Raw genomic sequence first — 25,448 nt, 5'->3', positions numbered from 1 at the left:
AGAGGCAGAGACCCGTCCACACGAGCACCCAGGGAGCCGGCGATGAGCCACGTCATCGACCAAGCCGTCCACGCCCGACTGATCGCGACCGTACCCCGGTCGCGGAAGGTCCCCGCCCGGCTGCGCTACGACAGCGGCGACCCGCTCGCGGTGCAGGTCGTCTTCCCGCCGGTCGCGTCGCTGGACGGGGAGGAGGTCGTCTGGACGTTCGCCCGCGACCTGCTGGCGGAGGGCCTGCGGGAGCCGTCCGGCAAGGGTGACGTGCACATCTGGCCGTGCGGCCCGGACCACACGATGCTGGAGTTCCACACCGCCGACGGTCTGGCGATGGTGCAGTTCCAGGCTCGTGACCTGCGCAGGTTCCTGATGCGGGCGTACGGCGTGGTGGCCCTGGGCAGCGAGGGCCGTTACCTGGACGTCGAGGGCGACCTCGCGGCCCTGCTGCGCGAGGCGTGAGCTCCCGGGTGCGGTGGTTCTGCCTCGGCCGCGCCCAGAGGGTTTGACTTCGAGTGCGCTCCAGCAGCGAGAGTGACCAGCGAATCGGTCCGGCACTCTCTTCGAGGAGCATCATCATGCGTACCACCACGCTCGGCAGCAACGGCCCCGAGGTCGGCGTCATCGGTCTCGGCTGCATGGGCATGACCCACGCCTACGACCCGGCAGGCCGGGACGAGGCCACCTCGATCGCCGTGCTCCGGCAGGCGATCGACCTCGGTGTGACGCTGATCGACACGGCCGACGTCTACGGCCCGTACACCAACGAGGAGCTGGTGGGCCGGGCGCTGGCGGGCGGCCACCGGGAGCGGGCGGTCCTGGCCACCAAGGTCGGGCTGGAGTCCGCCGCGGACAAGCCCGGTGACCACACAGCGCTGGTGCGCAACGGCCGTCCCGAGCACATCCGCCGCTCCATAGACGAGAGCCTGCGCCGCCTGGGCACCGATTACGTGGACCTCTACCAGCTGCACCGGGTGGACCCCGAGGTGCCGGTCGAGGAGAGCTGGGGCGCGCTGGCCGAGGCCGTGCAGGCGGGCAAGGCCCGGCAGATCGGCCTGTCGGAGCCGACCGTCGAGGAGATCCGGCGCGCGCAGGCGGTGCACCCGGTCGCCTCCGTACAGTCCGAACTGTCGCTGTGGACCCGCGAGGCGCTCGATGAGGTCGTGCCGTACTGCGAGGAGCAGGGCATCGCCTTCCTGCCGTTCTCGCCGCTCGGCCGCGGCTTCCTGACCGGCAGTATCGCCTCCTTCGACGAGTTGCCGCAGGACGACTTCCGCCGCCGGCTGCCGCGCTTCCAGCAGGACGCGCTGAAGGCCAACCTGGAGCTGGTGGGCAAGGTCCGCGCCATCGCCGGGCAGCTGGGCGTCTCCGCCGCGCAGGTCGCCCTCGCGTGGGTGGTCGCCCAGGGGCAGTACGTCATCCCGATCCCCGGCACCAAGACCCCGAAGTACCTGGTGGACAACACGGACGCGGCGGACGTCACCCTGCCGCCCGCCGCCCTGGCCGAACTGGACGCGCTGCCGGCGGCCGAGGGCACCCGCTACTGAGGACACCCCTTCGTCCGCACCCCGGCGTCAGCCCGCCCCCGCCCCGTCGAACAGCTGCGCCAGCCGCATGTCGAGGAGCTGGACGGCCTTCTCCGGGGTGTGGACCTCCAGCAGGATGTAGGTCGAGAGCCCGTCGACGAGGCTGATCAGCAGCATCGCCTCGTCGTCGGCGTTCCGGTCCGGGTGTACCTCGCCGCGTTCCATCGCCTGCCGCAGCTGGTCGGCGAAGAGGCCCCGCAGTTTGGGGATGCCGTCGCGGATGTCGGTGCGCAGGGCGGCGTCATGGACGGCCCGGTGGAAGTGGGCCACGCCCACCAGGAAGCCGATGCGGCTCTGTTCGTCCAGGGGCAGCATTCCCGTCAGGCAGGCGCGCAGGATGTCGCGGGGTGTGGGTTCTCCTTCCAATGCCTCGATACGGGCGCGGATGCGCTGCTGGGCGAGGGTCTCGATGTGGCGCAGCGCGAAGACGAGCAGCTCGTCCTTGGTGCGGAAGTAGTGCTGGAGCCGGCCCAGGGAGATGCCCGCCTCGGCGGCGATGTCCCGCAGGCTCGCGCCTTCCAGGCCCCGGGTGCTCGCGATCCGCCACAGCGCCTGGGAGATCTCCCGGCGCCGCGCCTCGTGGTCCACCTTCTTCGGCACGTAACCGTGGCCTCGCCTTCTTTTTACAAGTCGCTCGTACCGTTATAACGTACCGCTACTCAATACAAGCGACTTGCCAAAGAACGGGGACCCTCATGCCCGCACCCGCCACTCCCCTGCTGCGACCACCCCGCAACCGGGTCGATCCGCGCGCCCGCCGCTGGTGGACCGTCCAGGCGCTGCTCGCGGTCAGCGGGCCGATGCTGCTCACCGCACTCGCCCTGGCGGTCTGCTCGGTGCTGTTCTTCCCCGGCGCCCTGCCCTGGCTCGGCCCGCTCCTGCTGGTCGCGCTGGTCCTGCCGGCACTCGGCTACCTGCTGGTCATGCCGCGGTGGCGGTACGCGGTGCACGCCTGGGAGCTGGGCGACCGCGCGGTGTACGCGGCGGGCGGCTGGTTCTGGCAGAAGCGGCGGATCGCGCCGCTGTCACGGGTGCAGACCGTCGACACCGTACGCGGCCCCGTACAGCAGCGGTTCGGGCTCGCCACGGTCACCGTCACCACCGCCTCCACCGCCGGCGACGTGAAGATAGCCGGGCTGTCCGACGCGGACGCCGAGGAGCTGTCGCGGCGGATCGGCGAGGCCGCGCAGGCCGTACCGGGTGATGCCGCATGACCACCGCCACCCCCTCCGTCACCGGCGCCCCGCCCCGGTGGCACCGGCTGGACCGGCGCACCCTCCTCGTGCACTGCGGCTGGATGGCCGCCCCCCTCGGCTCGCTCGCCCTGACCGCGCTGGCCACCGGCGGCCGCATCGGGACCGGCGCATGGATCACGCTGGCGTCCATCGCGGTCAGCTTCGCGGTCCTCACCGTGATCGGGTCGGTCCGCTGGGCCCGTACGGACTACCGCATCACGCACGATTCCTTCGAGGTGCGCAGCGGGGTGCTGACCAGGCGGCTGCGGTCCGTACCGCTGCACCGCATCCGTACGGTCGACCTGACGGCCTCTCCGCTGCACCGGCTGCTCGGTGTCACCGTCCTGCGGGCCGGCACCGCGGGCTCGTCGGACGGCGGCGGCGAGCTTTCGCTGGAGGCGCTGACGACGGCCGACGCGGAGCGGCTGCGGAGCGCGCTGCTCGCCCGCGCCGACGTCCGGGCGGCGGACGAGGACCCGGTCGTCTCCCGCATCAACTGGCGCTGGCTGCGCTACGCGCCGCTCACGTTCTGGGTGATCGGCGGTGTCTTCGCCGCGGCCGGCGGCGCGTACCGCATCCTGGACGGCGCCGGTATCGAGCCGTGGAAGCTGGGCATCGTCCGCAACGCGTTCGACGAGTTCGGCGCCGGCGCGCTATGGGTGACGATCCCGCTCGCGCTGCTGGCCATCGTCATCCTGGGCACGATCGGCGCGCTCGCGCTCTACGTCGAGGGCTGGTGGAAGTTCCGGCTCGAATGGACCGACGCGCACACGCTGCGGGTGCACCGCGGCCTGCTCACCACCCGTTCGGTGACCATCGAGCGGGCCCGGCTGCGCGGTGTGGTGCTGCGGGAGCCGCTGCTGCTGCGGGCGGGCGGCGGCGCCACCGTGCGCGCGGTCGCGGGCGGCCTGGGCAGCAAGGAGGAGAACCGCAAGCGCAGCGTGATCCTGCCGCCCGCGCCGCGCACCGAGGCGACGCGCACGGCGTCGGGGACGCTTCGCGCCGCCTTCCCCGATGCCGGACTGCGCGGGCACCCGAAGGCCGCCCTGCGCCGCCGCCGCACACGCGGACTGCTCTTCGTCACGCTCCCGGGCACCCTGGCTCTCGCGGCCCTGGGCGTCCTGCTGACTCCCGTGCTGCTGCACTGCGCCTGGGCCTTCGCGCTGGTGTCGGTGCCGGTGGTGCTGTGGCTGGCCCGGGACGCGTACCGCAATCTGGGGCACGGGCTCGACGAGCGGTACCTGGTCACGCGCTCCGGCACGTTCAGCCGGGACACCGTGGCGCTCCAACGCGAGGCGGTCGCGGCCTGGACGTTCTCCAGTACGCCGTTCACCCGGCGGGCCGGCCTGGTCACCCTCACCGCCGCGGTCGCCGCCGGCGAGGACGGGTACCACGTACGCGACATCGCGGCGGACGGCGCTCCGGCCCTGGCGGCGGCCGCGGCGCCCGGAATCCTGGAGGAGTTCCTGGAGTACGGCCCGGCGAAGACACCGGCGGCCCGGCACCGGGCATGACCCGAAACCCTTGTCAACCCACGCGTTGTCCACCAACCATGACGACCTGGACATGACATAGATCACACCCCTGTCACGTGCACGGCGAGGGCGGGCACACCGTCCTACATGGTGTAAGCCATGTCCCGACCCGACAGCCGTAAGGGAGCAGCCGCGGTGCCCAGTGTCATCGACCAAGCCGTCCAGGTACGTCTCATCGCGACCGCGCCCGGCTCGCACAGCGTGCCCGCGGTCCTGCACTACCACCCGGCCGACCCGCTCGCGGTGCGGATCTCCTTCCCCCCGGAGATCTCGCTGGACGGCGCCGCGGTCGACTGGGCGTTCGCCCGCGAACTGCTCGCCGACGGACTGGGGTCCCCGTCGGGCAGCGGCGACGTCCGGGTGCGCCCGGTGGGCCGGGGCCGGACGGTGCTGGAGTTCCACGTCGAGGACGGCGTCGCGATGGTCCAGGTCGACACCGCGGACCTGCGGCGCTTCCTGGACCGTACGTACGAGGCGGTGCCCGCGGGCGGCGAACTCCTCGACCTGGACCGCGGCCTCGCGGAGCTGCTCGGCGACGCGTGAGAAGCGGCGTCCGGGCCCCGGGCGCATCCCGGGGGCCGGACGCCGCTTCCCCCGCCCGCGTCAGCGCTGCGGGAACCCGAATCCGTACCCCTGCTGCTTCATCCACGGCAGCAGCCGGTCCAGCGCCGCGACCGTCTGGCTGCGGTCGCCGCCGCCGTCGTGGAAGAGGACGGTCGGTCCGTTGTGCAGCTCCCGGCGCACCGTGCGCACGATCGCGTCGGTGCCCGGCCGCTCGAAGTCCTTGCTGTCCACGTTCCAGCCCAGCGGGCGCATCCCCCGCTCTGCGGCCAGCTTCCTGCTGTACGGGGTGAACGCGCCGCCCGGCGCCCGGTAATAGTCGACCCGCTGCCCGTCCGCCGCCTTCTCGATCATCTGCTGCGCGTCGAGTATCTGCTTCGACTGGTAGCTCTCGGCCTGGTGGTCCATGCCGGTGTTGTGGCTGATGGTGTGGTCGCAGAGCTTGTGGCCGGCCGCCGCCACCTTCTTGACCAGGTCCGGGTGCGCCTTCGCCGACGGGCCGATCATGCAGAAGGTGGCCTTGACGTCGTACTTCTTGAGCGTGGCCAGCACCTTCGGGGTCCAGACCGGGTCCGGGCCGTCGTCGATGGTGATGTTCAGGCTCTTGCCGGGCCGGTCGGAGGCGTGCACGATGCTCGGGTCGACCGGGGCGGGCCGCGCCTGTTCGGTGGTGTCCGCGCGCGCCTCGGAGGTGGCTCCGGACTGCCCGAAGGTCAGATATCCGGCCACCCCGAGCGACGCCGCCGCCACCGCGGCCACCCCGATGATGCCGCTCCGCCTGACGTGCCGTGCCATTGCGTATCCCGTCCCTCATTGCCGTGCGCGGGCCACCGCGGACCTCTGTACGGGCGCCTCCGTCGACGCCGTACGATTCCCCCTGCGATGTGCTCGCGCGTTTACTGCCTTGCATCACGACAGATGCGAAGAATTGAGGGCAGGATCCACCTGTTACCGATCCATCATGAAAATTATTGATACTGGTGCCATGCCCCGAGTACTTCTGATCGAGGACGACGCCGCCGTACGCGACGGAGTCAGCCTCGCGCTCCGCCGGCGCGGCCACGAAGTGGCGGCCGCGGCCAGCGGCGAGGACGGCCTGGACCTCCTCCCCGCCTTCCGCCCCGACATCGTGCTGCTGGACCTGATGCTCCCGGGCAAGGACGGCTTCGAGGTCTGCCGCCACATCCGCGCCGACCGCCAGCTGCCGATCATCATGCTCACCGCCCGCGGCGACGACCTCGACGTGGTGCTCGGCCTGGAGGCGGGCGCCGACGATTACATCGTCAAACCCGCACGCGGCGAAGTTCTGGAGGCCCGTATCCGCGCGGTGCTGCGCCGCACCGCGCTGCCCGCCGACGGGGACGCCGCCGGACCCGCCGAGCCGGGGCCCGCGCCCGTGGAGACCTACGGCGAACTCACCGTGGACCGTGCCGGACTGGTCGTCTCCAAGAGCGGCGCCGACCTCCCGCTGGCCCCCTCCGAGATGAAACTGCTGCTGTTCCTGTCCGCGACCCCCGGGCAGGTCTTCAGCCGCCAGCAGCTGCTGGAGCACGTCTGGGAGCACAGCTACCACGGTGACGCGCGGCTGGTGGACGCGTGTGTGATGCGGCTCCGTACGAAGATCGAGGACACCCCGCGCAGCCCCCGGTACGTACAGACCGTACGCGGCTTCGGTTACCGCTTCGGCCCCCTGTGAAGCGACCCCGGCCCGCCGGCCGCCCGCGCCGCTTCGCCCTGACCCGCTCCCTGCCGCGCGGCCTGCGGGCCCGGCTCGTCGTCGCGTTCCTGCTGGTCGCCGCGGTCAGCGCGCTCACCACCGCGGCGCTGACCTACCGCGAGGCCCGTAACGCCATCCTCCAGCGCTCGCAGGACACCGCCATCAAAGATCTGCGGGGGCAGGTCAACTCGCTGGCGCCCGATCTCGCCGTGCCGCCGACCCGGGAGGACGTCGACGAGTTCACCCGGCAGCTCGACCGCTCCGGCAAGGCCCGGGACTGGGACGTCTACGTCCAGTACAAGGGCGTCGCGGAGGACGACCGCAGCCGGCTGCGCCGCCGCGTCATCGTCCCCGGGGAGCTGCGGGAATCCGTCGAGAAACGGCATGTGACGGCGTTCCAGCGGGTGGACCGGGACGGCGACCCCTGGCTGCTGATCGGCATGCCGGTGATGCAGTCGCAGACCGAGGCCCGCAAGGCGTCACCGCTGTCCGTGTACGCGCAGCTCCCGCTGTACGCCGAGGAGGACAACGTCGAGGCGCTGGTGAGCGCGGCGCAGCGGGGCGCCCTGCCGGTGCTCGCGCTGGCCGTGGTCCCGGCGCTGCTCGCGGCGCGCGGGGTGCTGCGGCCGGTGCGCGGGCTGCGGCAGGCCGCCGGGCGGATCGCCGAGGGCAAGCTGGAGACCCGGCTGGAGGTCAAGGGCGCCGACGAGCTGGCCGACCTGTCCAGGACGTTCAACGACATGGCCGCCAAGCTGGAGGAGAGCGTCGCCGACCTGCGCCGCATGGAGGCCAACGCACGGCGGTTCGCGGCCGACGTCTCGCACGAGCTGCGCACACCGCTCGCCGCGATGACCGCCGTCACCGACGTACTCGACGAGGACGCCGACGCGCTCGACCCCGACACCGCCTCCGCGGTCCGGCTGATCAGCCAGGAGACCGGCAAGCTGGCCCGGATGGTCGAAGACCTCATGGAGGTCTCGCGCTTCGACGCCGGAGCCGCCGCGCTGCACCTGGACGAGGTGGACGTCGCCGAGACGATCCATAAGACGCTGCAGGCCAGGGCCTGGCAGGGCCGGGTGGGCACCGAACTGCCGGACGGCGTACGGGCGCGCCTGGACCCGCGGCGGCTGGACGTCGTGGTGGCCAACCTGGTCGGCAACGCGCTGCACCACGGCGGAGAGCCGGTACGGGTACTGCTGCGCGCGCCGGAACCGGGCGACGAGCGGCTGGTGATCCGGATCGTGGACAGCGGTCCCGGCATCGACCCCGAGGTGCTCCCGCACGTCTTCGACCGCTTCTACAAGGCGGACTCGGCGCGTGCCCGTTCCGAGGGCAGCGGGCTGGGCCTGGCGATCGCCATGGAGAACGTACGGCTGCACGGCGGGACCATGCAGGCCGCCAACTGTCCCGACGGCGGCGCGGTATTCACCGTGGAACTGCCACTGCCCGGGCAGCAGACGGGCACCGCCGCCGACGCCCCGGCGGCGGGCGACACACCGGCGCCGGCGTCCGCGGACCGTACGGACAGCGGCCCCGCCGACGCGGAGCACGACCCTGCCGACGCGGAGCACGACCCTGCCGGCACGGACGGCGGCCAGGACACGGCGGGCGGCGGTGACCGCCCGGCGCAGCGCCCGGCGGCCGGGCCGGCCGGGAAGGCGGACCAGACGTGAGCGTGCCGAACTCCGTACGGGCCCGGCGGATCGCCCTGGGCGCCCTGCTGGCCGGCGTACTGGGCGCCCTGTCGGTGAGCACCGTCACCGGCTGCGGCATCGCGCCGACCGGGGTGATCGACGCGGGCGAGCCCGCCCACGGCCTCAAGGCGCCGGGCAAGCCCGTGCCCGACGTCCAGCTCTACTTCCTCGGCCCGACCGGCCTGCGCCCCGCCAGCCGCCCGGCGAACGCGCCGGTCGGCCCCGAGGAGGCGATCAACCTGCTGCTGAAGGGCCCCAACGACGCCGAGCGGCAGCGCGGCCTCACCAACGTGCTGCCGGTGCTCCCGGGCCGGGTCACCGCGGAGGCGGAGAACGGCAGGGTCACCGTCCACGTGCCCCTGAACGCCAAGCGGCTCGACACCCCGTCCATGAGCCAGCTGGTGTGCACCGCCGCGAACGCCTCCGTACCCGGCGGTCGCAGCCCCTCGGACGTCCTGGTGACGCTGGTGGGCGACAACGTGCGGGTCGGCCCGATGGTGTGCGGCGGCACCAACGCCTTCCCGTTCATCCAGCCCAGCCCCTCGGCCGCCCCGTCCGGCTGACACCGTTCCGGCCGCCGCGCCCCGCGGAGTGTGCGGTGTGCCGGGGCCGTGCCGCCCGGCGACGGCGAGCGCGTACGTGCACGATCCCGGGAAAAGCCGGACACTGGATCACCCGGGGCGCCTCCCGAAGCCACACCAGGAGTGACGCCCGTGAACCCTGCGTGACACAGCACACGGAGGCGACAGGCCGGAACGGACGATGGGAGGGTCCGATGGCGGAATCCCTGCTGCGGGACAGGACCGGGCGGGCATTCGGCCGCCTGGTGGACCGGTATCTGGATATGCCCGAACCGGTCACCCCCGACGTCGAATGCGTACGTGACCTGCGGATTCCCATGCGGGACGGCACCGTGCTGCTCGCCGACCGCTACCGGCCGCGCGGCGCCGGGCCACTGCCGGTAGTGCTGCTGCGTACGCCGTACGGCAAGCACAAGCCCGACATCAAACTGTTCGCGGGCGTACTGGCGCGGCGGGGCTTCCAGGTGGTGGCGCAGAACGTCCGCGGCGTCTTCGGCTCCGGCGGCGAGTTCCGCGCCTTCGTCCACGAGAAGGACGACGGACTGGCGACCGTGGCATGGCTGCGCGAACGCGCCTGGTGCGACGGCCGGCTGGCCACCGCCGGCGCCAGCTACCTCGGGCACACGGAGTGGGCGGTCGGCCCCTACCTCGACCCGCCGCTGGAGGCGATGTGCCTGGGCATCACCACCTCCGACTTCCCCGCCGCCTTCTACCCGGGCGGTGTGCTGGCGCTGCACAACATGCTGGTGTGGTCCTCCGCCACGGGCACCCAGGAGGAGGCACCGCTCGGCGGCCTGCTGCCCAACCCGCTCCAGACCCGCAGGGTGCAGCGCGCGATGCGGACGCTGCCCGTCGGCGAGTCCGACCTCGCGGCCATCGGGCGGCCCGAACGCTTCCTGCGCGAGGTCAGCGCGCACGCCGGGCCCGGAGACGACTTCTGGGCGCCGATCGACCACCGTACGGCGGCACTGCGGATGACCACGCCGACCAGCATGGTGACGGGCTGGTGGGACCTGTTCCTGCCGTACCAGTTGCGGGACTTCACCGGGCTGACCGCCGCCGGGCACCGCTCACGGATCACGATCGGACCGTGGGCCCACGACCGGAACGCGCTGAAGGCCACCCTCACCGACCATGTGTCCTGGCTGAGCGCCCAGCTGGCCGGGGACACCACCCAGCTGCACCAGTCGCCGGTCCGGCTCTACCTCCAGCGGGCGGGCCGCTGGCTGGACTTCGACCGGTGGCCGCCGCCGCAGTCCGCCCCGACGCCGCTGCACCTCCAGCCGTCCGGCGGGCTCGACTGGCCGGAACCGCCGGACAGCACGCCCGACCAATTCACCTACCACGGCGCCGACCCGACCCCGTCGACCGGCGGCCCGCTGCTGCTGCCGGGCGAGATACGGCAACAGGACAACACGACGGTCGAACGGCGGCCCGACATCCTGCTCTTCACCGGCCGGCCGCTGCCCCGCGACCTCGACCTGATCGGCCCGGTGTCGGCCGTGGTGCACGTCCGTACGGATTCCGGGCACGGCGATGTCTTCGTACGGCTGTGCGACGTGGACCGGGCGGGTGTCTCGCGCAACGTCACCGACGGCATCCTGCGGCTGCGCCCCGGCTCGCCGGAGGCGGACGCGGACGGCGTGGTGGCGGCCCGGGTGGAACTGCATCCGACCGGCTACCGGTTCCTGCGCGGGCACAGCCTGCGGATCCAGGTGGCGGGCGGCGCGTTCCCCCGGTTCGCGCGCCACCACGGGACCGGCGAGCCGGTCGCTTCGGCCGTCGCCTGCCGGCCCATCCGGTTCGAGATCTTCCACGAACCGGGCCGCCCCTCCGCCGTGGTGCTGCCGCTGATGACCGCACCGGCCCCGGACAGCGGGAGTGAACCGGCCTGACCGCGGTACTCGTCGTCCCGGCCCGCGCGCCGCGCGGCCGGCACCGGTGACGGTGCCCTGCCGAGGGCCCACGGGGCCGAGGAGATGCCATGGGACTGGTCAAAGCCGCCGTGCTCGTGCTCGACTGCGCCGACCCGGAGAAACTCGCGGACTTCTACGCCGGGTTCCTGGAGGGCGAGGTCCGCAGGGAGCACCTGCCCGACCGGGTGGAGGTCGTCGCGGAGGGCACCCTGCTGTCCTTCCGGCGCGACCTGAACATGACGCCGCCGACCTGGCCGCGCCCCGACAGCTCACTCCAGGCCCATCTGGATCTGCTGGTCGCCGAAGAGGACATGGACGAGGCCGAGCGCAAGGCGGTCGGCCTCGGCGCCCGCCCGCTCGACACCAAGGACGACACCGGCCCCCGCGAGGTACGGGTCTACTCCGACCCGGCCGGGCACCCGTTCTCGCTGCGCTGCTCACTGCAGTCGGGGCCGAAGACCGACTGAGCGCGCGGCGATCGCCGCATCCGGCACTGACAACACAGCCGGTTCACCCGGCTCCCAGCCGCAGCCGCAGAAAGCGCGGCCGGTACAGCTCGACATCCCCGTTGATCCGGTCGTCGGAGGGAACGCCCGGCGGGCCGAGCCAGTTGATGTCGTAGCTGAGCAGAAGCTGCCCGGGGGTGCCGAGTTCGGGGTGTGCCTGCGGGTTGTACGCGGCGACGCGGTGCTGTCCGGTGGGGTCGGCCGGGCGGGGCGGGGTGATGCGTGCGGTCGGGCCGTGCCACGGGCCCTGGGCCGAGCACGACCAGTAGGTGGTGATGGCCGACAGGGCGTTGCCGGGCTCCCCGGGCGTGTCCATCGACAGCAGCACCCAGGTGGTGCCGTCCCGTACGACGGTGAAGGAGCTGCCGACGCCGCGTCCCCGGCCCGCGCGGATCACCGGGGCCGCCCGGTCGGCGTGTGGCTGCCAGTCCCGGCCGTCCCAGTACTGCCAGGCTCCGGCCTGGCCGAGCAGGCCGGTGGGCACCCGTGCCAGGTAGGCGTTGGAGGTGGGGCGGGCCGGCCCGTCGTCGCCGCCGTAGACGTATGTCCACGCGCCGTCCTGTACGGAAGCGGTGCCGTACAGCACGCGTCGCGCGGGGTCGGGTACGGAGGTCTGGTCGACGACCGGGGTGATGCCTTCCAGCCGCAGGTCAGGCAGGGAGAGGGTGGCGACCTCGGTGGCGCGGGGGATGCCGAAGATCCACGGTGCCTGTCCCGGCGCGCGGTTCCACAGCAGGACGCGGACGACCTGTTCGGGTGAACCGGGTGTACGGGGTTCCACGTGCGCCTGCACCGGCCAGCGCCAGCCGTCCGGCGTGTCGGGGAAGAACGGGCCCGGGCCGGCGGCGCCGGTCAGGGTGCGTTCCAGGCGGCCGGACCGGTCCATGACGACGAGGGAGTTGTGGGTCAGGGCGGGGGCGCGGCCGGTGTCGGAGGAGCGCCAGGCGTACGGCTGTCCGGCCGGGTTGGGCGGGGGCTGCACCCGGTCGAGGAAAGTGTCGGAGAAGAGCCACAGGGTCCGGCCGTCGGGCAGCCGGACGGAGTGGGTGCCGTCACCGCCGGTCCAGTCGTCGACGCGGGCGTTGTCGTTGCCGTACCGGGTGAACTCGCCGGTGAAGCGGGACTCGGCGGCCCAGGAGCCGATCTTCCGTCCGGTGCACGCCGGGCCTTCATCGCCGGGAAGCGTGAGCAGTACGGCCAGGCCGGCGATCAGGGCGAGCACCGCCGCCACGGCGGCGGTTCGCCTGACCGGCGGCACGCGCATGTCCCTCCTCGGCACGGTGGCGGGCCGCCCACCGTACAGAACCGGACGTACGACGGCCGTGGAACACCCCGACCTGCCGAAAATGTAGCGGTCTGTCCGCCCCTGGGCGGCTACTCACAGGTAGACAGGGCGCCGGAAGGGCGATCGTCGAGCTTCCCAATGGAGCAATCCCAGGTCAACGAGTGCAAGGTCACAGCCCGTGGCCCTGCTGCGGCTAACGACCGTTCGCCTAGCCTGCTGCCATGACCGCCCAGCCCCCCGAACTCCCTCTGGCCGCCGCGTTCGCGGACGCGGACCGCGAGCAGTGGCAGCGCCTGGTCGAAGGCGTCCTGCGCAAGTCGGGCGCCGTGGAGGCGACCGGCACCGCTGCCGAGGACGCGCTCGCCACCGCGCTCGAAGACGGCATCCAGGTCCGCCCCCTCTATACCGCCGAGGACGCGCCCGCCGCCGCCGACGCCACCGGCCGCCCCGGGTTCCCGCCGTTCGTACGGGCCGGCCGCGCCACCGGCAGCACCGTCGCGGGCTGGGACGTACGGCAGCGGCACGCGGACACCGATCCGCGGCGCGCCAACGAGGCGGTCCTCGCCGACCTGGAGAACGGCGTCACCTCGCTGTGGCTGACCGTCGGGGGCGGCGGGGTGCCGGCGGCGGACCTGGCCACCGCGCTCGACGGGGTCTACCTCGACCTCGCGGCCGTCGCCCTGGACCCGGGCGCGGACTTCGCCGCGGCGGGCGACGCGTGGTTCCGGCTCTGCGACGCGAAGGGCGTGGCGCCGTCCGAGACGGCGGGCACGCTGGGCGCCGACCCGCTGGGCGTGGTGGCCCGCACCGGCCGCGCGGACGGCCTGGCCGGGCAGCTGGAGGCGGCGGCCGGACTGGCCCGCCGCTGCGCCGACGAGGCGCCGCGGATGCGGGCGCTGGCCGTGGACGCGCTGCCGTACCACGAGGCGGGCGGCTCGACCGCCGAGGAGCTGGGCTGCTCGCTGGCCACCGGCGTGGCCTACCTGCGGGAGCTGACCGCGGCGGGCCTCGATGTGGACGCCGCCTGTGCGCAGCTGGAGTTCCGCTACGCGGCCACCGCCGACCAGTTCCTGACGATCGCCAAGCTGCGGGCCGCCCGTCGGCTGTGGTCGCGGGTCGCCGAGGTGTGCGGCGCCTCCCCCGCCGCGCGGGCGCAGCGCCAGCACGCGGTGACCTCCACGGTCATGATGACCCGTCGGGACCCGTGGGTGAACATGCTGCGCACCACCGTGGCGGGCCTGTCCGCTGGGGTGGGCGGCGCGGACGCCGTCACCGTCCTGCCCTTCGACGCGGCGCTCGGGCTGCCGGACGCGTTCGCCCGCCGTATCGCGCGCAACACCCAGTCGATCCTGCTGGAGGAGTCGCACCTGTCGAAGGTGATCGACCCGGCGGGCGGTTCCTGGTACGTGGAGCGGCTCACCGACGAGCTGGCCCGCGCTGCCTGGGGCTGGTTCCAGGAGATCGAGGCCGCGGGCGGGCAGGCCGCGGCGCTCGGCTCCGGGATGGTCCGCGAGCGGCTGGCGTCGACCTGGCGCAAGCGGTCCGAGGCCCTGGCACACCGCCGCGAACCGGTCACCGGTGTCAGCGAGTTCCCGTTCCTGGCGGAGCCGGCGGTGGAGCGCGAGCCCGCGCCCGTACCGGCCGGCGGCGGCCTCCCCCGGGTGCGCCGGGACGAGGCGTACGAGACGCTGCGCGCCCGCTCGGACGCGCACCTGGCAACGACCGGCGACCGCCCGAAGGCGTTCCTCGCGGCGCTCGGCCCGGCCGCGGTGCACACCGCGCGCGCCGGCTTCGCCGCCAACCTCTTCCAGGCGGGCGGTATCGAGCCGGTGCACGAGCCCGCCTCGGTGGACGCGGAGTCGGCGGCCGAGGCGTTCGCGGCGAGCGGCGCGGGTATCGCCTGTCTGTGTTCGAGTGACGCGCTGTACGCCGAGCAGGCCGCCGAGGTCGCGGCGGCGCTCAAGGCGGCGGGCGCGCGGCAGGTGCTGCTGGCCGGGAAACCGGGCGGACAGCGGGAAGCATATGAACGAGCCGGAGTGGACGCCTTCGTCTTCGCGGGCTGCGACGCGGTCGGGGTGCTGTCCTCGGCCCTGGATGTCATGGAGGTGGCGTGATGGAGCGCGCGACAGGACGGGCGGGCGCCATCCCGGACTTCAGCACGGTCGACCTGGGCGATCCGGAGGCTCCCGAGGGCGACGCGGCACAGTGGACGGCCGCCGTGCAGGAGGCCACCGGCAAGGGCGTCGACGACCTGGTGTGGGAGACGCCCGAGGGCATCGAGGTCAAGCCGCTGTACACCGGCGAGGACCTGGCCGGGCTGGACTTCCTGCGCACGTACCCGGGCATCACGCCGTACCTGCGCGGCCCGTACCCGACCATGTACGTCAACCAGCCCTGGACGATCCGGCAGTACGCGGGCTTCTCCACCGCCGAGGAGTCCAACGCGTTCTACCGGCGCAACCTGGCGGCCGGTCAGAAGGGCCTGTCCGTCGCCTTCGACCTGCCGACCCACCGCGGCTACGACAGCGACCACCCGCGGGTGACCGGTGACGTCGGCATGGCGGGCGTGGCCATCGACTCGATCTACGATATGCGGCAGCTCTTCGCCGGCATCCCGCTGGACAAGATGACCGTGTCGATGACGATGAACGGCGCGGTGCTGCCCGTCCTCGCCCTCTACATCGTGGCCGCCGAGGAGCAGGGCGTACCGCCCGAGAAGCTGGCCGGGACCATCCAGAACGACATCCTCAAGGAGTTCATGGTCCGCAACACCTACATCTATCCGCCGCGCCCCTCGATGCGGATCATCTCCGACATCTTCGCGTACACCTCGCAGAAGATGCCGCGCTACAACTCCATCTCCATCTCCGGCTACCACATCCAGGAAGCGGGCGCGACGGCCGACCTGGAGCTGGCGTACACCCTCGCGGACGGCGTGGAGTACCTGAAGGCGGGCATCGAGGCGGGGATGGACGTGGACGCCTTCGCGCCGCGGCTGTCCTTCTTCTGGGCGATCGGCATGAACTTCTTCATGGAGATCGCCAAGCTGCGGGCCGCCCGGCTGCTGTGGGCCAAGCTGGTCCAGCGGTTCGAGCCGAAGAACCCCAAGTCGCTGTCGCTGCGCACCCATTCGCAGACCTCCGGCTGGTCGCTGACCGCGCAGGACGTGTTCAACAACGTCACGCGTACGTGCGTGGAGGCGATGGCCGCGACGCAGGGCCACACCCAGTCGCTGCACACCAACGCGCTGGACGAGGCCCTCGCGCTGCCCACCGACTTCTCCGCCCGCATCGCCCGCAACACCCAGCTCTTCCTCCAGCAGGAGTCGGGCACCTGCCGGGTCATCGACCCGTGGGGCGGCAGCGCGTACGTCGAGAAGCTCACCCACGACCTGGCGCGCCGGGCCTGGCAGCACATCGAGGAGGTCGAGGCGGCCGGCGGCATGGCCAAGGCCATCGACGCGGGCATCCCGAAGCTGCGCGTGGAGGAAGCCGCGGCCCGTACGCAGGCGCGGATCGACTCGGGGCGGCAGGCGCTGATCGGCGTCAACAAGTACCGGGTGGACACCGACGAGCAGATCGACGTGCTGAAGGTCGACAACTCCGCGGTGCGCACGCAGCAGATCGACAAGCTGCGGCGGCTGCGCGAGGAGCGCGACGAGGCGGCCTGCCAGGACGCGCTGCGGGCGCTGACCGCCGCCGCCGAGGCCGGTCCCGGCCAGGGCCTGGAGGGCAACCTGCTGGCGCTGGCGGTGAACGCGGCCCGTGCGATGGCGACCGTGGGTGAGATCTCCGACGCACTGGAGAAGGTCTACGGGCGCCACTCCGGCCAGATCCGTACGATCTCCGGTGTGTACCGAGACGAAGCGGGACCGTCCTCCGGCGTGGACCGGACCCGGGACCTGGTGGCGGAGTTCGAGCGGGCCGAGGGGCGCCGGCCGCGCATCCTGGTCGCCAAGATGGGCCAGGACGGCCACGACCGCGGCCAGAAGGTGATCGCCACGGCCTTCGCCGACCTGGGCTTCGACGTGGACGTCGGCCCGCTGTTCCAGACGCCGGCGGAGGTCGCCCGGCAGGCGGTGGAGGCGGACGTGCACGTCGTGGGCGTCTCCTCGCTGGCCGCCGGACACCTGACGCTGGTGCCCGCGCTGCGCGAGGAACTGGCGGCGCAGGACCGGGAGGACATCATGATCGTGGTGGGCGGGGTGATCCCGCCCGGCGACATCCCGGCGCTGCACGAGGCGGGTGCCGCGGCCGTCTTCCCACCCGGCACGGTCATCCCCGATGCCGCGTACGACCTGGTCAAGGACCTCGCCGAGGCCCTCGGCCACGACCTGTGAGCCACGACGTCGATGCCTGAGACACCCCGGCCCCGAGCGGCCCGCAAGCGACCGACGATCGACATCGACCAGTACGCGGCGGGCGTGCGCGACGGCTCCCGGGCCTGGATCGCGCGCGCCATCACGCTGGTGGAGTCCACCCGCGCCGACCACCGGGCGCTGGCGCAGCGGCTGCTGGTCGAGCTGCTGCCACACTCCGGCACGGCCCGGCGGGTGGGCATCAGCGGAGTGCCCGGAGTCGGCAAGTCGACCTTCATCGACGCCCTGGGCACCCAGCTGACGGGGGCCGGGCACCGGGTCGCCGTGCTGGCCGTCGACCCGTCGTCCAGCCGGACCGGCGGCTCCATCCTGGGCGACAAGACACGGATGGAGCGGCTGGCCGCCGACCCGGCGGCGTTCGTACGGCCCTCCCCCACCTCGGGCACCCTCGGCGGGGTGGCGCGGGCGACGCGGGAGTCCATCGTCGTCATGGAGGCGGCGGGCTACGACGTGGTGCTCGTCGAGACGGTCGGCGTCGGCCAGTCCGAGACCGCCGTCGCCAACATGGTCGACACGTTCCTGCTGCTCACCCTCGCCCGTACCGGCGACCAGCTCCAGGGCATCAAGAAGGGCGTCCTGGAGCTGGCCGACCTGGTCTCGGTCAACAAGGCGGACGGCCCGCACGAGCGCGACGCGAAGTCGGCGGCCCGGGAACTGTCCGGCGCGCTGCGCCTGCTCCAGCCCCCGGACGCCGCCTGGACCCCGCCGGTGCTGACGTGCAGTGCCCGCGAGGGCACCGGCCTGGACACGGTGTGGGACCGCGTCGAACAGCACCGCAAGCTGCTGGAGTCCACCGGGGCCCTGGCGGAGAAGCGGCGCGACCAGCAGGTCGACTGGACCTGGTCGATGGTCCGCGAGCAGTTGCTGAACCGGCTTCAGGACCATCCCGGCGTCCGGGACGTGGCGCCGGAGGTGGAGCGGGAGGTACGGTCCGGCACGCTGACCGCGACACTCGCGGCGGAGCGGATCCTCAAGGCGTTCGGGATGCCGGACGGCGAGCTGTAGCGGCCGGGCCTCACGCCGGGGACATCACCTCGAACAGGTTCCCGGCGTCGTCCTGGAAGAACAGGCCGCGTGGGCACAGCGGGTGGTCGGTGCGGCCGTTGTCCGGGTGGGCGGGTTCGCTGCCGAACGCCACCCCGGCCGCCCGGATGCGCGCGAGGATCGCGTCGAAGGTGTCCGGGTCCACGTCGAAGGCGAGATGGTGCCCCTCGGGTTCCGGCACCGTCATGAAGTCGAGGGTCAGCTGGTCGTTGACGCGTACGGGGGCGAAATGCCCGTGGCGCCCGGCCGGCGGCAGCTCTTCCAGGCCCATGACGGAGGCGAAGAACCGGGCCGCCGCGCGGTGATCGGCGGCGGGCACGATGGTGTGGTTGAGCGTGACGGGCACGAACCCTCCCCAGAGGTCGGTGAGACGCACCACCGTATACGAGGCGCGAACTCACTCCGCTGGAGCCCCGGCCGCGAAGTGCGCGACGGCCGCCTCCTCGAAGTGCCGTTCCGCCAGGGAGACATACCGGTCCGCGCGTCGCACCAGGCACAGAGTGCGGCGGCAGTCCGGCACGTCCAGGCGCAGCCAGCGCACCGGCGCCTCCGGCGTCTCGTTGCGGGCGATGGCCGGGATGAGTCCGATGCCGAGCCCGGCGCCGATCAGGAACTGGGTCGCGGCCGGCTCGTCACCCTCGCAAGTGATGACCGGGGCACGGCCTGCCGCGGCGAACAGCCGGTCGAGCAGCTCGCGCTGCCAGTGGCCGGGGCGGGTGGTCACGAACGGCTCGTCCACGACGTCCTCCAGACCGGCCCGCTCCCGGTCGGCCAGCGGATGCCCGACCGGTACGGCGAGCAGCACATCCTCCTCCATCAGCACCACCGACCGCAGCCCGGCGCCGCCCAGCGGCTGTGAGGCGACGCAGACGTCCACCTCACGTGCCGCCAGCTGCCGCCGCATCAAGGCCGCGGTCGACTGATGGAGCCGGATCTCGACACCGGGGTGCGCGGTCCGGAAGGCCGAGAGCAGCGAGGAGAGCGTCAGCAGCGTCTCGGCGGCGACCACGACCCGCCCCCGGTCCGGTCCGGCAGCGTCCGCCAGCTCGCGCCGCGCGTCGTCCAGTTCGCCGAGCGCCCGCTCGACGCGGCGCAGGAAGGTCACGCCGTACCGGTTGAGGCGGATCGAGCGCCCCTGCCGGTCGAAGAGCAGCACCCCGAGGCCGGCCTCCAGCCGGGCGATCGTCCGGCTCACCGCGGGCTGCGCGATCCGCAGTTCGGCGGCGGCCCTGCTGATGTGCTCGTGCCGGGCCACCACCCGGAACGTCTGCAGGGACGTCAGGTCCACGACGTTCCCGCTCAGACGGTCAGGCCGCCGTCGACGGGCAGGATCGCGCCCGTCACGAACGAGGCCCGGTCACTGAGCAGCCACGCGGCGGCCTGGGCCACCTCTTCGGGGGCGGCCGCACGGCGCAGCGGGGTACGGGCCATGAGCCGGTCGACGACGTCCGGTTCGCGGGCGGCCCAGTCCTCGATCATGGCGGTCATGGTCGTGCCCGGGGCGACGGCGTTCACCCGGATGCCCTGGGGACCGTACTCGACGGCGGCGGTCTGGGTGAGGCTGTTCACGGCCCGCTTGGAAGCGCCGTACAGGCTCATTCCGGCGGACGGCTTCAGGCTGCCGACGCTGCTGTTGTTGACGATGGCGCCGGTGCCCGCGGTGGCGAGCATCGCGCGTATCTCGGCGGCCATCGCCAGCCAGACGCCCCGGTGGTTGACGGCGGTGATCCGGTCGAACTCCTCGACGGGGATCTCGGCGAGCGGGGCGTGCCCGATGCCCATGCCCGCGTTGTTGAAAGCGCCGTCCAGACGGCCGTGCCGCTCCACGGCCGTGTCCACCGCGCGCTGTACGGCGGCCGGGTCCGCCAGGTCGGCGACGACGTGATCGGCGGTGCCGCCCGCGGCCCGTACCTCCTCGGTCACCGCAGCCAGTTCCGGGCCGGTCCGCGCGGTCAGCACGACGGCGGCCCCCTCCCGCGCGAACAGCCGCGCCGCGGCGGCGCCGATGCCGCGTCCCGCGCCGGTGATCAGCAGGACCTTGCCGTCCAGCAGCCCGCCGGCGGCCGCGCCGCGTCCCGCATCCATGCCTGTCGTCTCCGTCATGTCGATCATTGTGCAGGAGACCACGGCGGCACCTCTCCATGACCTCCATGACCTCCGTGCCCGCCGTGGCCACCGTGCCCGTCGTGGCCCGGGATCGTGCCGTCCGGCTTGGCGATCAGGAGCAGTCCGGCCATGCCCATGTCGGAGTGGCTCTGGACGTGGCAGTGGTACATCCACGCGCCGGCGCCCACGCCCTCGCCCGCGAGGAACTGGAAGCCGAAGGAGTCGGCGGGCCCGGTGATCTTGTTGTCGATGACGCGGCTCGGGTCGTCCGGGCCGGTCAGGAGCCCGGTGCGGTTGTCGGCCCAGCGGTGACCGTGCACATGGAAGGTGTGGTAGTACTCGCCGTGCGTGATCGAGATGATCTCCACGCGCTCCCCCACCGTGGCGGTGAAGTCCAACCCCTTCGGCAGGTTGTTGATCGTCATGTCGTTGAAGACGATGGTGAACTGCCGGTCGGGCAGCGGGTCACCGGCCCGTACAGACCCCGGCGGATGCCCCCGGTGCCGTGCTCGCTGCCCACGACGTGGTCGTGGTAGTGCCAGTAGCCCGCGCTGCCCGACCGCCAGGTGCCGTCCGCGCGCCGGCCGGGGGCGTGGGTGCGCCAGGTGTACGTACGGGTGGCGCCTGGTTCCAGGTGACTGCGGTTCATCCGGGTGCCGTCGCCGGCCACGTCGTAGTCCAGGCCGTGGACGTGCAGACTCGCCGCGATATTCAGGGTGTTCTCGCACTCGATGTGCAGTGTGTCGCCCTCGACCAGCTCGATCGGCGGGCCCGGGATGGTCGCCTTGCCCTTCTCCAGGCCGTATCCGAGCTGCCCGCCCGGCAGCTCCTCGATGTACAGCTTGAGGTGCTTGACCGTGCCCGCGGCGACGGCGGAGCGGCCCGCCCCCGCCTGGTGCCCGGCTGCCACGGCCGGGGCCGCCGCCGTGCCGAGTGCCGCGACGGCGGCGCCTCCGGCGAGGAGGCGGCGGTTGAAACTGCGTCTGGGGACGTCGCGTTCCTCGGTCATCGTGCTCCCACGGGAGGAGGGGACGGGTCGGAGGGGGCGTCTGGGACGGTAGCCGCACCAGCTGCGTTTATCCGCACTCAGGACAAAGTCGGGTGTGTTACGGCCATAGCTCTTGGCGAGTCACCGAAAGGGGTCTAGCTTCAACGGCTGCTGCCGTCCGTGGCCACAAAGGGGCGGGTGCACCCGTGCGACGAAACCGGCACCAATTACCACGGCCGCTGCGCGCGTTGGCGCGCACCGGCAGACGCAGACCGCCGAAACGCCCGCCGGCCGGACGCGCTGTCGGCCTTCCCGCGCTGGTGCTGGCCGTGTCGGCCGCCCTGCTCGGCGGCGCGCCGGCGAACGCCTCCGGACCGGACGCCGGACTGCGGCTGCCGAGCCCGCCGGGCGGTGCGAACGTACGCGTCCTGGTCTTCCACGCGTCGGCGGGCGCGGAGCCGCCCACGGTCGACGCGGGGATCGAGGCCGTCGAGCGGATCGGCCGCCAGGGACCGCCCGCCGAGCACTTCGCGGTGGAGGCGACCGATGACGCGTCGGTCTTCACCGACGCGCGCCTGGGCACGTACAACGCGGTCGTCTTCCTGACCGGCGGCGGCGACCTGCTCGACCCCGAGCAGGAAGCGGGTCTGGAGAGCTACCTGGAGGCCGGGGGCGGATTCGTCGGCATCCACGACGCGGCGCGCGCCGAGCCGTACTCGGACTGGTTCACCGGCCTGTTCGGCGCCCGCCCCACGGCCACCGTACCGGGCGCGGCGCAGCGGGCCGTCGTGGAGATCGGCGACCGCGGCCACCCGGCCACGAAGGATCTGCCCGTCCAGTGGAAACGCCCGGACAAGTGGCTCAACTGGGCCACCACTCCCAGTGGTTCGGTGCACACGGTGGCGCGGGTACGGGAGAACACCTACCGGCCGGGACCCGGCGCCAACGGCTGGGACCACCCCGTCTCCTGGTGCCGCGACTACGACGGCGGCCGGTCGTTCTACACCGGTATGGGCGGCACGCCCGACAGCTTCCGCGAGGCCGACTTCCGTACGCATCTGCGCGGCGCGCGCTGCTGTGGACCACCCGGCTGGCCCGCGCCGACTGCCAGGCCGCCATCGCCTCGCACTAAAAGGCCGAGCGGCTGACCGCTCCCAATCAGCCGGGCAGGTAGGACCAGATCAGCGAACCGCACGGACTGGTGACCGCCAAGGACGGCCGGGTCTTCTTCATCGGCCGCGGCGGTGGTGACGCGAGCACCCCGGTCGTCACCGACTGGAACGATCCGGCCGTCGGCAGGGGCGAGGGCACCGTCCACGTCTGGGACCCGAAGACCGGCAAGGTCTCGCTCGTGGGCACGGTAAGCGTCTTCGGCAACAAGGGCGGCGGCGACGAACTCGTCAAGAACGAGGAAGGCTGCTGGGCATCGGACTGGACCCGGCCTCCGAGAAGGTGCTGCTGAAGTGGCCGGTGCAGGTGCACAGCTGCTGCCACGCGGGCGGCGGCCTGGCCTGGGATTCCGAGAACAACCTGTACATCGCCACCGGGGACAACAACTCCTCGCGGTTCAGCGGCGGTTACTCGGGCAACAACCCGCAGCCGACGTACAAGGGCGTCGCCTTCGCCGACGCGCGGCGCACCGCGGGCAACACCAACAACCTCAACGGCAAGATCCTGCGCATCCACCCCGAGCCGGACGGCACGTACACACTGCCGGAAGGCAATCTCTTCGCGGGCAAGGAGCCGGACGAGGGCGGCGGCAAGACCCGCGGCGAGATCTATGTGATGGGCGTGCGCAACCCTTCGCGCATCTCCGTCGACCAGAAGACCGACACGCTGTACGCGGGCTGGGTCGGACCGGACGCGACCGAGCCCAGCACCACCTGGGGCCCGGCCAAGTACGACACCTTCGCCGCGATCACCCACGCGGGCAACCGCGGCTGGCCGTACTGCATGGGCAACAACCAGCCGTACCGCGACCGCAATCTGCCCGACCCGTCGAAGCCGCTGGGCTGGTACGACTGCAAGCACCTCAAGAACGAGTCCCCACACAACGACGGCCTGGTCGCCATCCCGCCCGCCGAGCCGAACAACGTCTGGTACGCACCGCAGGGCGGCGGCCCCGACTTCCCGCGCGACGCCCAGGGCGTCCCCAGCTACAAGCTGTCCGAGCAGAAGCTGCTGCTGCCCTGGCTCAAGGGCGGCGGCCAGGCCGCGATGGACGGCCCGGTCCACCGCCACGACGCGGCCGCCACCGGCAAGGGCGCCTGGCCCGCCTACTGGGGCGGCAAGTGGTTCGTCGGTGACTTTTACGACGGTGACCAGCCATGCCACGCGCTGGTGACGGACCCGCGGACGGCGGGCTCGGGCGGCCTGCCGGCGCACGCGGAGAGCCTGGACAAGATCGTGCCGGTCGGCGCGGACGGCATCCGCAACCTCATGGGCTGGACGTTCGGCCCGGACGGCGCGCTGTACGTCCTCGACTACGGGCGCGGCTTCTTCACCTCGGACGCCAAGTCCGCGCTGTGGCGGGTGACGTACACGGGCGGCGGGCCCACCCCGCGCCCAGCGAAGCTGGCCCGTACGGGACGGGAGGCCGGGCGATGATCAAACGGCGCAGGTGGGCGGTGCTGCTGACCGCCCTGCTGATGCTCGTCGGCCTGACCGCCACGACAGCACACGGACGGCCGCCCGGACAGCCGACGGCACCCGAGCCCCCGGCCGCGCAGCAGACCCTGACCTGGACCGCGGGCGACGACATCACCAAGTACACGACCGCGCCCGCCACCGCAGTGGCCGGGCGGACCACCATCGTCTTCGAGAACAGCACGGCCACCGGCAACACCATGGGGATGCCGCACACCCTGACCTTCGACGTCTCCGACCCGCGGTACAACCACGACGTACAGCTCAACATCATGGCCAACCCGGGCGACGCACAGGGCGGCAAGTACACCACCGAGGTCACCCTGACCCCCGGTACGTACCGCTACCACTGCACGATCCCGGGGCACGAGCAGATGCAGGGCCTCCTGGTCGTCACGGACGGCGGCGGGGCGACGGTGACGGTCACCGCCTCCGACACCGGGTCGGGGGTGGGCACCATCGAATACGCGGTGGGCAGCGCGGCGTTCCAGCCGTACACCGCGCCGGTGCTGGTCCGCGAGCCCGGCACGTACCAGGTCCGCTACCGCGCCACCGACCGGGCGGGCAACACGTCCGAAGCGGTACGGGTGTCCTTCACCATCGCCCCGGGCGGCGGGCTGCCCGCACCGAACTGCCCAGAGTGGGACGAGCGGCGCACCATCGTCGTCGGCACGGTCGACACGGGCGTGCCCAATCGCGTCACCCGCAACCGCTGCACCGTCAATGAACTGATCGAGGACGAGAAGGACTGGTCCTCGCGCGCCCTGTTCCTCAAGCACGTCAGGACGGTCACCGCCAAGCTGCTCGCGGACGGGGTGCTCGACGAGCGCGAGAGCCGGGCCGTCAACGCGGCCGCCGACACCTCCGGGATCGGCGCGCCCGGCCACCACGCCGGATACCGCGCTCTGTTCGACGGTACGCAGGCGTCCTTCGACCGCTGGCGGCAGGTCGGCGGCGGCGCCTTCGGGCCGACCGCCGACGGCGCGATGACCAGCAGTTCCACGGTGTCGGGCATGGGGATGCTGTGGTTCCCACGGCGTACGTACGACGACTTCTCGCTGCGGCTGCGGTTCCGCGACGACGCGCCGGGCACCGGCAACGCCAACGGCGGCGTCTTCGTCCGCTTCCCGTACGTGTACGACCATCCCGAGGAGCCCCGGCCGGAGTGGGTGGCCGTCAAGTACGGCCACGAGATCCAGATCCTGGACCGGCCGGACGGCGACCTCTACAAGACGGGGTCGGTCTACGGCTTCGACCGGGTCGGGCTCGGCGGCGCCGGTGTCACACCGAAGGGCACCTGGAACGATTACGAGATCCGGGTGGTGGGCCAGCACTACTCGGTCTTCCGCAACGGTGTGCTGATCAACGAGTTCGACAACACCGGCGGGAGTTCTTCCCGCCGCGGGCGGTTGATCCGGGGACCGACGGCCGCCGGTTCGCCGCGGGCTATATCGGTCTCCAGGTGCACGGGACGGCCGACGTCATCTCGTACCGCGACGTGCGGATCAAGGAGCTGTAGGGCCGCGGGGGCGGCCTGCGGGGCGGGGGGGGGGGGGGGGGGGGGGGGGCCCCCCCCCCCCCCCCCCCCCCCCCCTCCCCCCCCCCCCCTCCCCCCCCCCCCCAACCCCCCCCCCCCCCCCCCCCCCCCCCACCCCCCCCCCCCCCCCCCCCCCCCC

Annotated in this window: 19 protein-coding genes and 3 pseudogenes; 15 read left to right on the top strand and 7 right to left on the bottom strand. The window is 72.7% G+C overall.

Going from position 1 to position 25,448, the window contains the following annotated elements:
- Positions 1-42 precede the first annotated feature (42 nt).
- Together ssgD (ACZ53K_RS31135) and ACZ53K_RS31130 are read left to right on the top strand one after the other, a co-directional pair.
- Positions 43-456: a spore wall synthesis regulator SsgD gene (gene ssgD / locus ACZ53K_RS31135; RefSeq protein ID WP_468843092.1), complete on the top strand. Its 414-nt coding sequence runs from the start codon at positions 43-45 to the stop codon at positions 454-456.
- A 116-nt stretch (positions 457-572) separates the two neighbouring features.
- Complete coding sequence (locus ACZ53K_RS31130; RefSeq protein WP_468843090.1) at positions 573-1,541, top strand: aldo/keto reductase; 969 nt, start codon at positions 573-575, stop codon at positions 1,539-1,541.
- A 27-nt stretch (positions 1,542-1,568) separates the two neighbouring features.
- Here ACZ53K_RS31130 and ACZ53K_RS31125 read toward each other — a convergent pair whose 3' ends face one another.
- Positions 1,569-2,180, bottom strand: coding sequence for a TetR/AcrR family transcriptional regulator (locus ACZ53K_RS31125; protein ID WP_468843087.1), 612 nt, complete (start codon positions 2,178-2,180; stop codon positions 1,569-1,571).
- A gap of 95 nt (positions 2,181-2,275) precedes the next feature.
- On the opposite strand from ACZ53K_RS31125, the gene ACZ53K_RS31120 reads away from it, so the two are divergent.
- The 3 genes from ACZ53K_RS31120 to ssgD (ACZ53K_RS31110) all read left to right on the top strand — a co-directional run bounded on the left by ACZ53K_RS31120 (position 2,276) and on the right by ssgD (ACZ53K_RS31110) (position 4,893).
- Positions 2,276-2,794, top strand: a complete 519-nt coding sequence (locus ACZ53K_RS31120) for a PH domain-containing protein (protein ID WP_468843085.1) — start codon at positions 2,276-2,278, stop codon at positions 2,792-2,794.
- Positions 2,791-4,329, top strand: coding sequence for a PH domain-containing protein (locus ACZ53K_RS31115; protein WP_468843082.1), 1,539 nt, complete (start codon positions 2,791-2,793; stop codon positions 4,327-4,329). Before ACZ53K_RS31120 ends, ACZ53K_RS31115 begins: the two co-directional genes overlap by 4 nt.
- A gap of 156 nt (positions 4,330-4,485) precedes the next feature.
- Entirely contained in the window at positions 4,486-4,893 is a 408-nt protein-coding gene (ssgD, locus tag ACZ53K_RS31110; protein WP_468843299.1) for a spore wall synthesis regulator SsgD, read from the top strand.
- A gap of 60 nt (positions 4,894-4,953) precedes the next feature.
- On the opposite strand, the gene ACZ53K_RS31105 is transcribed toward ssgD (ACZ53K_RS31110), so the two are convergent.
- Positions 4,954-5,706: a polysaccharide deacetylase family protein gene (locus ACZ53K_RS31105; protein WP_468843079.1), complete on the bottom strand. Its 753-nt coding sequence runs from the start codon at positions 5,704-5,706 to the stop codon at positions 4,954-4,956.
- Between the two features lie 190 nt (positions 5,707-5,896).
- On the opposite strand from ACZ53K_RS31105, the gene ACZ53K_RS31100 reads away from it, so the two are divergent.
- The 5 genes from ACZ53K_RS31100 (at position 5,897) to ACZ53K_RS31080 (ending at position 11,286) form a co-directional block, all read left to right on the top strand.
- A complete protein-coding gene (locus ACZ53K_RS31100) occupies positions 5,897-6,607 on the top strand; it encodes a response regulator (protein WP_468843076.1) in 711 nt (236 codons plus the stop codon).
- Positions 6,604-8,301 (top strand): ATP-binding protein, encoded by a 1,698-nt coding sequence (locus tag ACZ53K_RS31095; protein WP_468843073.1) that lies wholly within the window; start codon positions 6,604-6,606, stop codon positions 8,299-8,301. Before ACZ53K_RS31100 ends, ACZ53K_RS31095 begins: the two co-directional genes overlap by 4 nt.
- A complete protein-coding gene (locus tag ACZ53K_RS31090) occupies positions 8,298-8,885 on the top strand; it encodes a hypothetical protein (protein ID WP_468843070.1) in 588 nt (195 codons plus the stop codon). The genes ACZ53K_RS31095 and ACZ53K_RS31090 overlap by 4 nt, the downstream gene beginning before the upstream one ends.
- Before the next feature lie 212 nt (positions 8,886-9,097).
- A complete protein-coding gene (locus ACZ53K_RS31085) occupies positions 9,098-10,798 on the top strand; it encodes a CocE/NonD family hydrolase (RefSeq protein WP_468843068.1) in 1,701 nt (566 codons plus the stop codon).
- An 89-nt stretch (positions 10,799-10,887) separates the two neighbouring features.
- Positions 10,888-11,286, top strand: coding sequence for a VOC family protein (locus ACZ53K_RS31080; protein ID WP_468843065.1), 399 nt, complete (start codon positions 10,888-10,890; stop codon positions 11,284-11,286).
- A 43-nt stretch (positions 11,287-11,329) separates the two neighbouring features.
- Here ACZ53K_RS31080 and ACZ53K_RS31075 read toward each other — a convergent pair whose 3' ends face one another.
- Positions 11,330-12,589, bottom strand: coding sequence for a DUF4185 domain-containing protein (locus tag ACZ53K_RS31075; RefSeq protein WP_468843062.1), 1,260 nt, complete (start codon positions 12,587-12,589; stop codon positions 11,330-11,332).
- A 242-nt stretch (positions 12,590-12,831) separates the two neighbouring features.
- Here ACZ53K_RS31075 and ACZ53K_RS31070 point away from each other — a divergent pair, with 242 nt between their 5' ends.
- The 3 genes from ACZ53K_RS31070 to meaB are packed head-to-tail and all read left to right on the top strand — an operon-like array spanning position 12,832 to position 17,993.
- Positions 12,832-14,724, top strand: coding sequence for a methylmalonyl-CoA mutase family protein (locus ACZ53K_RS31070; protein WP_468843059.1), 1,893 nt, complete (start codon positions 12,832-12,834; stop codon positions 14,722-14,724).
- Positions 14,724-16,949, top strand: a complete 2,226-nt coding sequence (scpA, locus tag ACZ53K_RS31065) for a methylmalonyl-CoA mutase (protein WP_468843057.1) — start codon at positions 14,724-14,726, stop codon at positions 16,947-16,949. Before ACZ53K_RS31070 ends, scpA begins: the two co-directional genes overlap by 1 nt.
- Positions 16,950-16,961: 12 nt before the next feature.
- A complete protein-coding gene (gene meaB / locus ACZ53K_RS31060; RefSeq protein WP_468843054.1) occupies positions 16,962-17,993 on the top strand; it encodes a methylmalonyl Co-A mutase-associated GTPase MeaB in 1,032 nt (343 codons plus the stop codon).
- Positions 17,994-18,003: 10 nt separating this feature from the next.
- Here the strand turns inward: meaB and ACZ53K_RS31055 are convergent, their stop codons facing one another.
- From ACZ53K_RS31055 to ACZ53K_RS31040, 4 genes and pseudogenes are all read right to left on the bottom strand, one after another.
- The gene (locus tag ACZ53K_RS31055) at positions 18,004-18,378 is read right to left on the bottom strand and encodes a VOC family protein (protein ID WP_468843052.1); all 375 of its coding nucleotides are present in this window, start codon (positions 18,376-18,378) and stop codon (positions 18,004-18,006) included.
- 51 nt (positions 18,379-18,429) lie between these two features.
- Positions 18,430-19,320 carry a LysR family transcriptional regulator gene (locus ACZ53K_RS31050; protein ID WP_468843049.1) on the bottom strand — a complete coding sequence of 297 codons (891 nt, stop codon included), beginning with the start codon at positions 19,318-19,320 and terminating at the stop codon, positions 18,430-18,432.
- Between the two features lie 11 nt (positions 19,321-19,331).
- A complete protein-coding gene (locus ACZ53K_RS31045) occupies positions 19,332-20,135 on the bottom strand; it encodes an SDR family NAD(P)-dependent oxidoreductase (protein WP_468843046.1) in 804 nt (267 codons plus the stop codon).
- 5 nt (positions 20,136-20,140) lie between these two features.
- Positions 20,141-21,147, bottom strand: a pseudogene (locus ACZ53K_RS31040) (multicopper oxidase domain-containing protein).
- Between the two features lie 365 nt (positions 21,148-21,512).
- On the opposite strand from ACZ53K_RS31040, the pseudogene ACZ53K_RS31035 reads away from it, so the two are divergent.
- Positions 21,513-23,733 (top strand): annotated as a pseudogene (locus ACZ53K_RS31035) (ThuA domain-containing protein).
- A pseudogene (locus tag ACZ53K_RS31030) lies at positions 23,730-25,291 on the top strand (3-keto-alpha-glucoside-1,2-lyase-like domain-containing protein). Before ACZ53K_RS31035 ends, ACZ53K_RS31030 begins: the two co-directional pseudogenes overlap by 4 nt.
- The last annotated feature ends 157 nt before the right edge of the window (positions 25,292-25,448 follow it).

This window comes from Streptomyces sp. NPDC033221 (genome assembly GCF_055577005.1).
The sequence above is the reverse complement of the archived record's forward strand: the minus strand, read 5'-3'. Positions and strand labels throughout refer to the sequence as shown.

Coding starts and splice junctions, on each gene's coding strand:
- ssgD (WP_468843092.1), top strand. CDS start 43: ATGAGCCACGTCATCGACCAAGCCGTCCACGCCCGACTGATCGCGACC.
- ACZ53K_RS31130 (WP_468843090.1), top strand. CDS start 573: ATGCGTACCACCACGCTCGGCAGCAACGGCCCCGAGGTCGGCGTCATC.
- ACZ53K_RS31120 (WP_468843085.1), top strand. CDS start 2,276: ATGCCCGCACCCGCCACTCCCCTGCTGCGACCACCCCGCAACCGGGTC.
- ACZ53K_RS31115 (WP_468843082.1), top strand. CDS start 2,791: ATGACCACCGCCACCCCCTCCGTCACCGGCGCCCCGCCCCGGTGGCAC.
- ACZ53K_RS31105 (WP_468843079.1), bottom strand. CDS start 5,706: ATGGCACGGCACGTCAGGCGGAGCGGCATCATCGGGGTGGCCGCGGTG.
- ACZ53K_RS31100 (WP_468843076.1), top strand. CDS start 5,897: ATGCCCCGAGTACTTCTGATCGAGGACGACGCCGCCGTACGCGACGGA.
- ACZ53K_RS31085 (WP_468843068.1), top strand. CDS start 9,098: ATGGCGGAATCCCTGCTGCGGGACAGGACCGGGCGGGCATTCGGCCGC.
- ACZ53K_RS31080 (WP_468843065.1), top strand. CDS start 10,888: ATGGGACTGGTCAAAGCCGCCGTGCTCGTGCTCGACTGCGCCGACCCG.
- ACZ53K_RS31075 (WP_468843062.1), bottom strand. CDS start 12,589: ATGCGCGTGCCGCCGGTCAGGCGAACCGCCGCCGTGGCGGCGGTGCTC.
- ACZ53K_RS31070 (WP_468843059.1), top strand. CDS start 12,832: ATGACCGCCCAGCCCCCCGAACTCCCTCTGGCCGCCGCGTTCGCGGAC.
- scpA (WP_468843057.1), top strand. CDS start 14,724: ATGGAGCGCGCGACAGGACGGGCGGGCGCCATCCCGGACTTCAGCACG.
- meaB (WP_468843054.1), top strand. CDS start 16,962: ATGCCTGAGACACCCCGGCCCCGAGCGGCCCGCAAGCGACCGACGATC.
- ACZ53K_RS31045 (WP_468843046.1), bottom strand. CDS start 20,135: ATGACGGAGACGACAGGCATGGATGCGGGACGCGGCGCGGCCGCCGGC.